10 protein-coding genes are annotated in these 12,975 nt (G+C 51.4%); 4 read left to right on the top strand and 6 right to left on the bottom strand.

The genetic code is table 11. The features are described 5' to 3' along the window. Window positions 1-3: 3 nt before the first annotated feature. The 4 genes from AAA857_RS05535 to AAA857_RS05550 all read right to left on the bottom strand — a co-directional run bounded on the left by AAA857_RS05535 (window position 4) and on the right by AAA857_RS05550 (window position 3,289). Window positions 4-1,089 (bottom strand): NMD3-related protein, encoded by a 1,086-nt coding sequence (locus AAA857_RS05535; protein ID WP_338173952.1) that lies wholly within the window; start codon window positions 1,087-1,089, stop codon window positions 4-6. A 74-nt stretch (window positions 1,090-1,163) separates the two neighbouring features. Next, window positions 1,164-1,325 (bottom strand): hypothetical protein, encoded by a 162-nt coding sequence (locus tag AAA857_RS05540; protein ID WP_338173954.1) that lies wholly within the window; start codon window positions 1,323-1,325, stop codon window positions 1,164-1,166. Between the two features lies 1 nt (window position 1,326). Continuing rightward, entirely contained in the window at window positions 1,327-2,028 is a 702-nt protein-coding gene (gene ccsA / locus AAA857_RS05545) for a cytochrome c biogenesis protein CcsA (RefSeq protein ID WP_338173956.1), read from the bottom strand. A 40-nt stretch (window positions 2,029-2,068) separates the two neighbouring features. Then, entirely contained in the window at window positions 2,069-3,289 is a 1,221-nt protein-coding gene (locus AAA857_RS05550; protein WP_338173958.1) for an ATP-binding cassette domain-containing protein, read from the bottom strand. Window positions 3,290-3,300: 11 nt separating this feature from the next. Between AAA857_RS05550 and AAA857_RS05555 the strand changes: the two genes are divergently transcribed. The 3 genes from AAA857_RS05555 to glmS all read left to right on the top strand — a co-directional run bounded on the left by AAA857_RS05555 (window position 3,301) and on the right by glmS (window position 11,002). Further along, window positions 3,301-4,428: a rhomboid family intramembrane serine protease gene (locus AAA857_RS05555; RefSeq protein WP_338173960.1), complete on the top strand. Its 1,128-nt coding sequence runs from the start codon at window positions 3,301-3,303 to the stop codon at window positions 4,426-4,428. A gap of 106 nt (window positions 4,429-4,534) precedes the next feature. Further along, on the top strand, window positions 4,535-9,169 hold the full coding sequence (locus AAA857_RS05560) for a S8 family serine peptidase (protein WP_338173963.1): 4,635 nt from the start codon (window positions 4,535-4,537) through the stop codon (window positions 9,167-9,169). A gap of 9 nt (window positions 9,170-9,178) precedes the next feature. After that, window positions 9,179-11,002: a glutamine--fructose-6-phosphate transaminase (isomerizing) gene (gene glmS, locus AAA857_RS05565; RefSeq protein WP_338173965.1), complete on the top strand. Its 1,824-nt coding sequence runs from the start codon at window positions 9,179-9,181 to the stop codon at window positions 11,000-11,002. A gap of 3 nt (window positions 11,003-11,005) precedes the next feature. Here the strand turns inward: glmS and AAA857_RS05570 are convergent, their stop codons facing one another. After that, the gene (locus tag AAA857_RS05570) at window positions 11,006-11,725 is read right to left on the bottom strand and encodes an ATPase domain-containing protein (protein ID WP_338173967.1); all 720 of its coding nucleotides are present in this window, start codon (window positions 11,723-11,725) and stop codon (window positions 11,006-11,008) included. A gap of 57 nt (window positions 11,726-11,782) precedes the next feature. Between AAA857_RS05570 and AAA857_RS05575 the strand changes: the two genes are divergently transcribed. Then, window positions 11,783-12,394, top strand: a complete 612-nt coding sequence (locus tag AAA857_RS05575; protein WP_338173968.1) for a Maf family protein — start codon at window positions 11,783-11,785, stop codon at window positions 12,392-12,394. 2 nt (window positions 12,395-12,396) lie between these two features. Here the strand turns inward: AAA857_RS05575 and AAA857_RS05580 are convergent, their stop codons facing one another. After that, window positions 12,397-12,966, bottom strand: coding sequence for a hypothetical protein (locus AAA857_RS05580; RefSeq protein WP_338173969.1), 570 nt, complete (start codon window positions 12,964-12,966; stop codon window positions 12,397-12,399). Window positions 12,967-12,975 lie beyond the last annotated feature (9 nt).

Below are 12,975 nucleotides of genomic sequence, written 5' to 3' on the forward strand. Positions count from 1 at the left end.
CGATTAGTCCTCCTTTTCAGGTTCTGGCGAAGCAGTGTCTAAGCCCATATGATGCAGAGCAAGCCACTCACCATCACGCCGTATGAGAATGCCCTTTCTTCCAGGGGTATGGTCAAATGGAAGTCGTACCGATTGCATGGACCAATCGTTAGGGTCTAAAAATTCGCCAACCGATGCATCTTCATTGATGAAATCCACGGTTGTGAATTCATGCCGCTGTGCAACAACTCGAGCGGTTTCGAGGTCCCTCCATGATGCGCCGGTGCGCTCCTGTCGGTCCACTCGCTCCATGAGGGCTCCTTCTTTTGTCCAAGATGAAGGTCTCCACATGCGGTCTCTCCAAATGACAACGTCTCCAATTTCATAACCCGGTTTCCGGTAGAGGAGCGTTAATCGGGTGACATCCACTCCGTCCTTTCGACCCACGGTAGAATTGGTTTCCACAATCATGCCGCCGTATTCGGTCACCATGTGCCTGCCCCATGTTCGGGCGAGGCCTTTGCTTCCGAGAACAACATCAAAACCTCCTGTGACGGGACCTTCGCTGGTAATGAAAAACATGGGGTCATCCGAGAGTTTCTCCAACACATCATCAAGGGTTCCGCGCAAACTTGTGAGTTCTTTTTCGGTGAGTCGTCGGCCACTTGAGCGAAGTTGCACGGTGGCTTCGAAATAATTCCCGGCCCTTCTGGTGCAGGTAAGGCAAACTCCGTTTGCCATGCGAGCTCGCATCGTATGTTCTTCTTTGAACAGCAACTGATCAATGATGCCTTCAACTTGTACGTGAAGGAGGGTATGCCGGTCTGAGACCGTTACCGTTTCCATCCCGAGGTTGATGTCTTCAGCCTTGGGGTGGATTTCCAAATGTCGATGAAGGAGTTCATCCCAAACTTCGGTATCGGTAACGTTCTCCCATTTCCCTTGAATTTCAACGATGCCACAGCGTGCGCAACGGACCCAAGGAATGTTTTGTGGAACCTTTGCGAGTTGAGTACGAGTCCGCAGACAAGGTTCGCACATTCTGTCGCCAAACAAAGGAGGTTCAGCCCCACAGACCAAACAAAATTCACCTCCAAGCCGGCTGTCCATCTCTCTCCCTCGTTCCTCGGTTTGCCCTTTGACCTTTCAAATTGTGGCCCATATCTTGGCCGGGGCATTGAAATTCAATCTTCTACAACTTCCCGTGAGGCTGCTTTGACTGCCGCCTCGAGGGCGTCCATTCGTTCAGAGAGATGACGGCTGCGCTGAACGACGGTATACGTCCACAAGCCTACCGCGACGATCATTCCGAAATATGCAACAGCGAGATAGGTCATTCCTTCCATCTTATTTTCCTCCATCCAATTGAATCTGAAGTGCTTCTATTCGCTGTTCAAACGCAGTAATCCGCATTGAAGTGAGCATGTGACCGAAGATAAGCAACGTAAACGAAAGGGTTCCAAAGAGCAAGATAAGCCCCATGTCCGCATTGAGAGATCCGCCGTCATTGGTGCCGATGACAGGACCTGGATGGCGGATGGACCAAATCCGGGTTGCGACGTAGGTAAACGGTACTAAGATGAAACCGTAGAGTCCGAACGCAGCGAATGTATCTCGGGTTTCGACCCCATCCGGTTGACTGCTTCGTCCCAACACAAGATAGATGGCGAGGAGCGTGAGTAGCCCAAAAGTGTTCAATCGCACATCACTCCAATCCCATGGAGTGCCCCATTCAGCAGCACCCCAAACGCAACCTGACCATACGGTCATCAGGCCAGTAGCCAATCCTGCTTCACTTCCGGCGATGTGAATTCTCCACATCAATTCAGACCGTTTAAACATCCAGCCGGCAGAACCCACAAAGAGTGCTCCGAAGGCAATAAACGCAGCCCATGCTGAAGGGACATGCCAGTAAAAAATGCGCTGTGCGGCTGGCGACTCAAAGGCATTGATGGACACGCTTGGGGCCCACAAAAACGCGAGCACCATGGTGGATGCTATGCCGGTGAATCCGAAGATAAGGAGAACCTCTCCGACCTTCATCTTCATGATTTAACGGGGATGGCCGCCCTTCTTGAAGGTGGTTGTGTTAACGGGTCAACAGGTCAAGCAACAAGGCGTAAGGCAAAATGAGGACCGGAGTGAGGAGACCAACGAACACAGCTTGTGGGCGTGCGAGACGTTCTGTGCTTTGTTGAGCCAATCGGAGCAGGTGAGCGACAAATCCAGTTAACAATGCTCCAATTACCACCGTTTCTACCGCGAGGCCATCGGTGAATGCGAGGCTGGAGAGAAGTGTAATCGCTCCGCCGAGAACAAAAGGAAGCATCCCCGAATGGGGGGTTCCTGTACTGACGCAGTACCACCACGAACCCGCTCGTTCTTCTCTGCACATTGCCACCATTGCATCACCACAAAGTCCGGCCGCTAAGGCAGGTGCTAGGATGAAGCCCAGTTGTTGCATTTCGCTGAGGTCGCCACTCAAATCTCCCATGGAGAGAAGAATCCCGAGGGTCAGCAGAGCCGCCATGGCATTTTGATTCAACCAAGCCAAGGTTCGCCACTGCATGTTCCAACCGAATTGACCCGGTGTGACCTTTGCTTGAGGGGTCGTTGGGCGGTCGGAGGAGGCCGGCCCCTCAACGTCCTTTTCGAGGACAGTGGTGGTTCCATCTGGAAGGTGGTGGCGGACGGTAGCCAAGGATTTGATGCGGTCATCGTGCGTACTGATGAGGAGGCCGTGGCCCAACTGATGCAATTCGGAGATCCACTCACACAGAGAGTCCATGGAGCGATCGTCCAAACCTGCGTCAGGTTCATCCATGAGGACGAGGCAAGGTTCGGAACTTGCAAATGCAGGCAGGAGTGCTGAAAGAACAGCCACTTTCCTCGCTTGACCTTGGGATAAATGAGACACGTTATCGTTTGCACGATGGGTGAGTGAGAACGCTTCAAGAAAGGCATTTGTGTCAACAGTTGACCCTGTCATCTTCATGGCGAGTTGGAGGTGTTCTTGAACCCGTTCACAACCCAATAACCCGTTCTTTTGGAGAACGAGTGTGACGTTGATTGGTGAGGCTTTTCGCCGCCCTTCATGGTCCACAACCGATGTGCCTGCGTGCGAGATGTGCCCTTTTTCAAGAGGGAGGAGTCTCGCAACCGCCTCAATCAGGGTTGACTTCCCTGACCCGTTAGGGCCTTCTAAAATCATAACATCACCTTGCTTCAATTCAACATGATGGTCGGATAGAACAATGCCCATCCCTCGACGAACTTCAATATCGACCGCTTCAAAGAGGGTCTTCGCCATGGTCCTTGCACTTGGGTGTTAAGGATGAACCCTCCTATTCGCTTGGAATCATGCATCAACTCCAAAGAGGACCACCTCAAGGGGCAGGCATGGCCTTTGCCGTGAGCGTCTTCAGCCCTGCGGAATTGTCCGTTTTGGTTCTGTGGATGGTGGTCATCACGATTCCGATTGTTTACGCGTTCAGAACAGATACGTCCTTGGCGATGGGAATTACCGTGAGCGTTCTCCTCGGGTCGGTAGTCCAAGTGCTATGGTCGGTCTTGGCTTCTTGGGATTTGGTATATTTTTGGGTCTGGTCTGATTTTGTACTGGTTCCTGCCCGAACGAATGGAGGTCCGGACTTCTGGCATACGTTGATCTCAGCCGGTTTTCTTCACAGCCAATATGACCTCACGCACGTTCTCGGCAATGTCATTATCCTTGCCTTGGTGGGCGTCCCCTTAGAACAGCGTTTGGGAAGAAGGCGCTTTGCTCTGGTCTACATTGTTGGCCTTCTCGGTGGTTCGTTGTGTTGGACGCTGTTTAACGCGGGCTCAACTACCATGGCTCTGGGTGCGTCGGGGGCAGCATTTGGATTGTTAGGGGCTTATCTTTCTGGATGGCCAAAGGATGAAATTCCATTCCCTCTGCTTTTAATTCGCCCATGGCCGGTCGTTTTCATTGCTCTTCTGTACTTTGGGATGGAACTTATTCGAGCGCTCTCAACAATGGATTCTGGACAATCCAGCGGAATTGCACACATGGCTCATATTGGTGGTTTTGTTGCCGCTTACGCCTTTTTACCCCTCATTGCACGTGGGGGTCCGGTCGAACTTGGGGTTGTTGATGGAGGGCCAAGCGGGCAAGACGCTGTATCGGCCCGTCTTCGTAAAATGAAAGCCACGATGGTCTCGCTGGATGAACTCGCAGATCCTTGGACAGAGCGTGGAATTGCAATTCCAAAGCACTTGCGGGAACCGTTCAAGAACTTAATTCAGGCAGGCGACGAGCCTGAAACCCGAATGGCTTGGATGGAACACATTGCAGATGCAGGCTCCTGCCCAACTTGCAACGGCCCACTCGGGTTGGTGGAGCGGCAATCCGGCCCACGACTTCAATGTTCAACATCGAGCACACATTTTGAATGGCCTTCGCCTTGAATGCGACTTTCGGTCCCCTTTGGCCACGCCATTTCCGTTGAGTTGAAACCGCAACGCCAAAGACCCTGAAGTGGATAGACTCAAAGGGGGGGTTGTTATCCAACAAATGGTGAGGCGATTGAAGACAACATCTTCAGTAATAAATTCGCACCGTAGAGCCGCATATTTGTTTGCCCTCATCATCTTAATCGCCGATGTCAGCGGGATGGCCCTCGCTCAAGAAACGACGCAGGATGATGCGGTGCTTTTTACAGACCCAATTTTGATTGATTCCCTTCCCCCATTGATGTGCGGTGAGGAACTTTGCCTCCGCCCAACACGCATGATTGACCGAGGCGACCGTCCATCATCGGAAGAGCCGATGTGGTGGCTTGCATACGGTCCTGATTTGGACTGGAATGGCATGGATGACCGATTGCAGCGTGTAATGGACGGTCAAGAGTCCATCTCTCCAACGTCGATATTCGGCGATGATGGAAGGAAAACCGTTGCCATTGTCGTTGACTATGCCTGGCATCCTCAATCTAAAGAATTCTCGGAGTTGGACGCTGTCCTTGACCATCACGGTTGGATTGGGGAAGAACAGGGTGCATGGTATCAAGTGCTGGATTCGCTGGATGCGATCGTCTTGGATAAGGTCCCAGTGAGTGCGCTCATGGACATTTATCATCTTGAAGGAGTTGTCGTCATCGAAATGCAAAACGTGATGGTTCCCTTCAACGGAGTTGCCTCTAAGGCCGCCAAGTCCATGCCTTCTGACACCTATTCCAACACAACATATGAGCAAGGCTTCAACGGTGAAGGTGTTGTTGTAGCCGTCTTGGATACTGGCGTAGACAACGAGCATAGAGCTCTCAACGATTTTGATGACTTGGATGATGAACCCGATGCTGACGCTACCAGTTATTTTGACCAGAAATGGGTGGCTGGTTTTGATGCAACCGCTGCCAATCCAAACCCAGACGGCACGGAAGACCCTGACGACGGGCAAGGTCATGGCACTCACGTTGCTGCCACGGCGATTGGAACCGGGGGTTCAGATCGCGTCCACACCGGGACTGGAATGGGTGCGTATCTCGTAGACATCAAAGTCCTGACCGATTCGGGAGGTACAAATTCTCAGGCATCCATCAGTGGAATGCAATGGATGATCAACAACGTCAACACGGATTGGGGTGTTAACGAATCAACACGAGGTATTGACGTCGCATCGATGTCCTTTGGGTCCGTATCGTCTCCACTCAACCCTGATGACGACGGTGACAATGGTTCAGGTGCAGAAGCTCGTCTTGTTAACGATGCTACCGATGCGGGAATTGCCTGTATTGTTGCCATGGGGAACGATGGAAACCAGCGTGTTCCCTCACCAGCAAGCGCAGACGGTGCGATTTCAATCGGGTCGGTGGATGACCGAAACTCGGTCAACCGGACGGACGATATACTCGCAGATTACAGCAATTACGGCCCTCGTTTGGATGATGGAGATGACGACGACTGGGATGAACTAAAACCTGACATCACGGCCTTTGGCAGCAACATCATTTCAGCCACTGCCGCATTAGGGACAAGTTTCCCGGGACAACCTGAGCGGCCTCTTGCAGACAACGAATATGAATCAAAAAGCGGAACCAGCATGGCTACGCCTGTGGTTTCGGGAATCGTTGCTGCAATGCTCCAAGCCGATGAAGACTTGACGCCCCAGGAGATTAAAGACATGTTACGCAATTCATCGGAATCAAGACGCCAGTCAGGTGAACCGCTTGCCTCCGAGCCATCGGTTTCAGAACGGTGGAACAACAAGTGGGGATTTGGCCTTGTTGATGCTGCATGTGCCCTCGATTTTGCATTAGGTGCAACTGAATGTGATGGAGATGCTGCCGATGAGATTCCCCTGGTGGCTATGGGAATCAATTTCACCGGCCCTTCATTGGGTACGAAATTATCGGGATTCGTTGAGTTTTCAGGTAAGGTTGAGGGTGCTGAAGCAGAACGCGTAGAGTACAAAATCGACCGAGGTGATTGGACCTTTGCAACCGATGTTTTCAACGAAAACGGACAGAGCGTTGATTGGAACTTCAACTGGGACTCAACCGTCGTCGACGATGGACAAGTGGACATCAAAATCCGTGCACTCAATGGATCAGGAATCAAAAGTAACATCTCTATGCGTTCTTACTTCGTTGACAACATCCCCCCCGCTCCGGATTTCTCCTTCACTGGAGCAGTGGAGATCTTTGACAGCGGGCTTCAGGTGAGTTCCGCCATGGAAGGTACTGTTCTCGAGATACGTTTTGGAATACGCAACAGCGGGGATTTGGATGCCAATGACATCTACGTCCGATTGGATGGCCCAGGGGAGGATTCAACCATTTATCCCTCTGAGGGCTATGTTTCCAGCCTTGCAAAAGGAGAATCGGTTCAGGCCACGCTTTACTGGTGGGCTACCGAAGCCGGGCTCCATGATGTCAGTATTTTGATCGACCCCAGTGATGCACAAAACGACCCCTATCCCGAAGACAACACCTACACCTTCCCGTTCCAGGTCGATGTCCGACCTGTTGAACCCATGCTCCGCTTCTTACCCGGTTCCGCTCGATTGGATCCGGTGATTCCCACTCCAGATGCTCCGTTTGAGATCAAGATACGAGTGGACAATCTTGGCGAGACCCAAGCGACCAATCTCAAAATAAGTCTCTCAAGGCAATCGAAGGAAGACGGCAGATATAATTCACCAATCGGTGAGGAAACCGTTACGCTGGTTCCCGGTTCGGAAACGAGTTCTGGCTACAGCATCGCCCGTTTTGCCGATGTGGTTTCCGAGCCTGGAGTGTATTCGTATCGTGCAACCCTCACTGGCTCAGGTGTTGAACTTGAACACAGTGTACTGAGCTTCAACGCTACAGCCGGTTATTTCGATTTAGGTTCAAAGTCTACACTTTCCTTGGCCACAAAGGAAACTCCTCTTGAGTTTGTGGGCCTTCCTGACGGAGGGTTGCTCTTTACCACTCGCGATGGAGAACTGCATGTTCGGACCATTTCATCGTCCTTGTCCATGCCAGGCGATATTCTGCTTGATGATGATTGGGGTGGTGAATTAGCAGTTTACCTACGTGAAGACGGCCTGGTCCAAGCTGCATGGAGTCGGCGCAGCATCAATGCGGAAGGTTACACACTTACGGACATCGCCATGACGTCAATATCGGCTGCCGGGAAAACAACCGCAAAACACTACCACATGCAAGCATTGAAGCTCACAGAAGGTACCTATCACGGATTTGCCTTCGACGAATACGACGGAACGATGGTTCTTGCTGGATATCATCGGGATCTTTCTACTGGCGGTTCGTGGCAGGACATCACTTCCATCTTCGTTCTTTCATCCTCTACCCCAGACCGGGGCCCCTCGTGGGGTAACGCCATCACGGTACTTGCTGATGTGGACATCAGCAACGTTGACGCCCCTTCGCTAGGCGTAGCACTAGGAAATGAATACCTCCACCTCCTTTACCACGAATACAGAGAAGATGTGACCGGCATCAAACGAGCAGGTTTGATGTATACCCATGGCGAGTTTACAGAATCCTCGTGGACGTTTCAATCCTCCGTAGGCGACCATGCAGGAGAGGTGGCCTTAGAAGTTCTCGTGGTTGATGGAGAGGACCGCTTGGTCGGAGCATGGATTGAAGGAATGGGCAAATCGGCCACCGTAGTCTCTGCTGTGACCGATTCAGTGTGGTCGGTCAGCGAACCCAGCCGTCTGTTGTCTCAAGGTGCAACCACCATTCATCTTCAAATGCGTTCAGAAGGCACTTACCTTTACCACGATGAAATCAACTATTACGGTCCAGTCGTTCGTTGGGGGCTTTTGGCTGACGACGAAGGGCAAGCCGTAAATGGCCTGTCCAATTTACTCATTGGTGGGATCCTGTTTGGCATTGGATCAATGGAAGAAGACACCTTGCTTTGCTCGAGTTCTACCAGTGGAGAGTTCTCACTTAACAAGCAGGCATCGCTTGCAGGGAACCAGGATTCAATTAAATCAAGCACGATTCTAGATTTGCTTCTTGGTCCACTACCTGGAACAGATGTTACAAAGCGAATCATTCTTGCAGTAGCGGTCCTAACCATCAGCCTGTTCCTCGTTGGGGTTGTTGTTGCTGTAAGGCGTTCCCATTCGAAAGAGGACGATGCAATCCTCGTTTTGGGGGATGGCCAACACGATGGCATTGAGATCATGATACAACCAGAACAAGACGATGGACCCCTCCTTTCTGTGGATGCTGATGATTCTGCTCTCGCTGTGAGTGGTTCAATCAATGCGGTCATGGAAGAGGACTTGATCGTCGAAGACCCTACCCTCGCTCAAGAATTGGAGCGTAAAGTGCAAGACGGGGAGGGCAATGCTCGACTCCAACGTCGTATGGAGCGAAAACAACAACGAGAAGTGCAAGATATGGTCGCATCCATGCCGCTCCCTGGTCAACTTCCTCCGTTGCCTTTGCCCGGTGAACTTCCGCTCCCTGGTCAACTTCCTCCGTTGCCTTTGCCCGGTGAACTTCCGCTCCCTGGTCAACTTCCTCCGTTGCCTTTGCCCGGTGAAATGCCGCTGCCATCCGGTGTACCTCTCCCCGAATTGAAACGGGATGCACAATGTCCAGAGTGCAACGCAGCTTTTACCGTCAAAGACTTGATGTTGAAGCGGATAAAATGTCCGATTTGCTCGACTGCATTCGACCTGTGAGGATTTTCAATGTGCGGTATCTTTGGTTATATCGGACATCAACCCTCCCTGCCTATTTTGGTCGAGGGATTAAGGCGTCTGGAATACCGTGGATACGATTCCACAGGAGTCGGACTCCACGATGGAGAATCCATCAGCGTCTACAAGACCGTCGGAAAGGTCAATAATTTGAAACATGTTTTGCCTGAGGAAGCAAATGCAACGATGGGCATTGCTCATACACGTTGGGCAACACACGGTGGAGTGACGCAAGAGAATACACATCCACACGCTTCCTACGATGGCAGGGTTTTGCTCGTGCACAACGGTATCATTGAAAACTTCCGACCGCTTAGAGCGAAACTTATCGCCAAAGGAATTGAACTTCAAAGCGAGACTGATTCAGAAGTTCTCGCCCACATGGTTGGGCTTGAATTGGAAGCCGGTGCATCCCCTCAAGATTCTGTTCGTAGAATGCTGAAGCGAGTCCGAGGCACGTGGGGCATCTGTGTCATGTTCCGTGACCACGATCTCTTGCTCTGCGCGCGAAACGGCTCGCCGCTGATCATCGGCCAGGGCGAAGGTGAGATGTTTGTATCCAGTGACCCCCACCCACTCACCTCTCACACTCAGCGTGTGGTTTACCTTGAAGATGGAGACATGGCTACCGTGACTCGTCATTCAATTAAAGTCGCATCAAAGCAAGGTCGCTCCATTCAAACCAACCTTCAAACGCTTGAAGATTCTTGGGCTGAATCAGAACTTGGTGATGCACCTCACTACATGTACAAGGAAATTTATGAACAACCCGAGGCTTTGCGCCATTGCATCACCGGAAGAGTTGACCGTGAAATGGGGACAGGAAGGCTGGGTGGAATGCGTTTGGCCCATTCGACCCTTGTTCAAGCCCCTCACGTCCGATTGCTTGGATGTGGAACCGCTGCATTTGCTGCTGAAATCGGTCAGATGCTGATCGAGAAAATGGCTCGTATCCCGGCTGTGACTCACATTGCAAGCGAATACAGGAACAACGACCCAATCATCAATACAAAAGCAATTTATCTCGCTGTATCTCAATCTGGAGAAACAGCCGATACCATTTCTGCCATCAAAGAGATCAAACTGAAAGGAGGTCAGGTCTTTGGAGTGGTCAATGTCGTTGGTTCTACCATCGCTCGACTGTGCGGTCAGGGCGTTTACATTCATTCAGGCCCAGAACAATCCGTGGCTTCAACCAAAGCCTTCACCAACATGGTCGGCGCATTAACCGTATTTTCGATGCAGCTTGGTCGAAGTCGAAACATGTCCAAAGAACAAGGTCGTGAATTGATTCAACAACTCCAACAAGCCCCGCATCTGATGGAGGCCTACTTTGAGGATGTTGGGCCGATCGATGAGGCCGTTGACCTTCTGGCCAACGCCAAATCCGTGTTGTACCTCGGCCGTGGTCTTTCAGCCCCTGTGGCCAAAGAAGGCGCCTTGAAACTGATGGAACTTGCTTACATCCCATGCCTTGCTTATCCTGCTGGAGAAATGAAACATGGACCAATGGCTCTCCTCGAAGAGGGAAGCCCAGTTGTCGTCGTCGCTCCAAGCGACCACCTCAAAGAGAAAACGCTCCTTGCCATCCACGAATGCAAGGCACGAGGTGCAAAGATTATCCTGATTCACGAGAAAGGAGACGCTATTGCCGAGGAAGGTGACATTTCCATTGCAGTACCGAAAATCCATCCTTGGTTGACGCCACTTCTTACGGTCCTTCCGCTCCAACTGATGGCGTACCGAACTGCAGTTCGTCTAGGCAAGGATGTTGACCGCCCGAGAAACCTCGCCAAGTCAGTTACCGTGGAATGAACCTCACAAGATTGTGAATCGCTGTTCGTCTTCTTTCCAGTTGAAGGGCTTGTAACCCAACAAGTGGTTGGTGTGGCGCATTTTGACAACTCCGATTTTCCTCATGACGTCGTCTCCATGGCGCTCCATGACCAGATGGACCACTCCGTCTGAAAGATAATCTTCAACTCCATATTCACCAAACTGCTTGTGGTCTTCACCTGTCATTTCACAGATGAAGAAAGAAGTCAATTCCAAACGACGGGTTGCTTCAAAGAGGCGGAAAATCTCGTCACGAGGGTTTTCCATTTTTGTAAGGGTGAAAAAGGCTCCAAGGGAGTCAAACACGAGAAGTTCAAATCCGATGGATTGTCGATACGAGGTCAATTGTTTGATGAGTTGTCCCATCCAATCCACACGGTTGCTCATTCCTTGTTCGTCAAGTTGTACGCGAAGATCAGCCAGGTCAATGATAGCGATTCGGTTTCGGACACGAGGGTCATCCACGTTCATTCCCATGTTTGCCATGTGGGAGCGTAGCGATTCTTTGCCCTGTTCAAGGGTCACGTAGATTCCACTGGTTTCCCCGTAGAGAACTGCATTATACAGCATCGAAAACGTGAGGCTGGACTTCATCGCACCGGATGCTCCTGCAACGATGCATATGTGCCCTTGCGGGATACCGCCCTGCATTTTTTCGTCCAGACCTTCGATATGTGTAGGGATTCGTTCCATTGCACTCATGCGGCTCACTCACGCTATGGTACACCTTCCAATTCTTCAACCTCTCCCTTGAGATTCATGAATCGTAACCTCCAAAGTGCGCCGCTCTTTGGGCATGATGTGAAGGTTTGGCTGGCATCAAATTCAGAGCGCCGAAAGGTAATGCTGGACCCGTTATTCCCTCATTTGAATCAGTCGGGGGTTCCCGGTGTTGATGAAACTCCACCGATCGGAAGTGTAGACCACCAGGTGCTGACGATCTGCAAACGTAAAGCACATGCGATTTCCGACTTCAATGACGTTCAAGTCACCGTTGTCTCAGACACCATGATCAGTGACCCCGACGACCACTCGTTGAGCATGGGGAAGCCTGCTGACGCCGCAGAAGCAGCCATGATGCTTCACCGTCTTTCAGGCCGCCGCCATCAGGTATGGAGCGCTACGGGGGTTCATTTCATGGGGAAGTGGACGTTTTTTTGCGAGTTTGCACTCGTAGAGTTCCCAAATTTCAGCGATGAGGTTTTGCTCAACCTGATTCGATCCGGCTCTTGGAAAGGAAAAGCAGGAGGTTACGACCTCCACGGACCGATGGGTGAGCATGCTCGTTTGGTTCATGGTAGCGAATCGGTGGTGTTGGGGCTTGCTCAATCGGCAATGGAAATGCTCGAGCAATTGTCAAACATCAATTGAGGTCACATCAACGGCGTAAGCCCAAGTTCATGCTTTTTCATGTCAACAACGACATTGATTCCGGGAATCATGAGTAACTTGTCTTCTTGGTCGAGGGAGAAAATGTTGACTCCAGCTTCATCTCCCATGTGCTTCAATTCCCTTCTACAGGCCATTTGATGGCTTTCCATATGGACCAAAGGACGCAAATCCACAATAACCGTATCACCTTGAAGCACGCGTTGCAGTATTTGCTGTGTGTGAATGCGTTTCATGGCATCCGGTGCAACATACCTCAGGGCTTTGGATGGAAGCACCTGTGGCCGTCCCGTATGGAGTCCGAGGTCGTGGAATGGTTCCCCATCCGGTGTAAGAGGGCCAGTCCAGTTTAACGGCGGTTGGAGCCGTGTCGAGGACGGTTGCAGAGGTGCTACAGTGGTGCTGGCCATGACGGGAGCGGGTTCAACCATGGTGAGGGTCGCTTGTTCAACATTCACGGGGGTCGGGGCCGGTCGAAGAGGCGTTGAGGGTGCCTCTCGGTTTGAATTGCCTTCGGGGTCGGGTAGTCCAAAGAATTGCCAAAGATTCGCCATAATATGCCC

Origin of the sequence: Candidatus Poseidonia alphae (genome assembly GCF_943787815.1) — an archaeon.
GTDB classification, from domain to species: domain Archaea; phylum Thermoplasmatota; class Poseidoniia; order Poseidoniales; family Poseidoniaceae; genus Poseidonia; species Poseidonia alphae.

What these genes read in the sequence shown, in the direction of transcription:
- AAA857_RS05535 (WP_338173952.1), bottom strand. Translation starts at nt 1,089, where the DNA reads ATGGACAGCCGGCTTGGAGGTGAATTTTGTTTGGTCTGTGGGGCTGAA.
- AAA857_RS05540 (WP_338173954.1), bottom strand. Translation starts at nt 1,325, where the DNA reads ATGGAAGGAATGACCTATCTCGCTGTTGCATATTTCGGAATGATCGTC.
- ccsA (WP_338173956.1), bottom strand. Translation starts at nt 2,028, where the DNA reads ATGAAGATGAAGGTCGGAGAGGTTCTCCTTATCTTCGGATTCACCGGC.
- AAA857_RS05550 (WP_338173958.1), bottom strand. Translation starts at nt 3,289, where the DNA reads ATGGCGAAGACCCTCTTTGAAGCGGTCGATATTGAAGTTCGTCGAGGG.
- AAA857_RS05560 (WP_338173963.1), top strand. Translation starts at nt 4,535, where the DNA reads ATGGTGAGGCGATTGAAGACAACATCTTCAGTAATAAATTCGCACCGT.
- glmS (WP_338173965.1), top strand. Translation starts at nt 9,179, where the DNA reads ATGTGCGGTATCTTTGGTTATATCGGACATCAACCCTCCCTGCCTATT.
- AAA857_RS05570 (WP_338173967.1), bottom strand. Translation starts at nt 11,725, where the DNA reads ATGAGTGCAATGGAACGAATCCCTACACATATCGAAGGTCTGGACGAA.
- AAA857_RS05575 (WP_338173968.1), top strand. Translation starts at nt 11,783, where the DNA reads ATGAATCGTAACCTCCAAAGTGCGCCGCTCTTTGGGCATGATGTGAAG.
- AAA857_RS05580 (WP_338173969.1), bottom strand. Translation starts at nt 12,966, where the DNA reads ATGGCGAATCTTTGGCAATTCTTTGGACTACCCGACCCCGAAGGCAAT.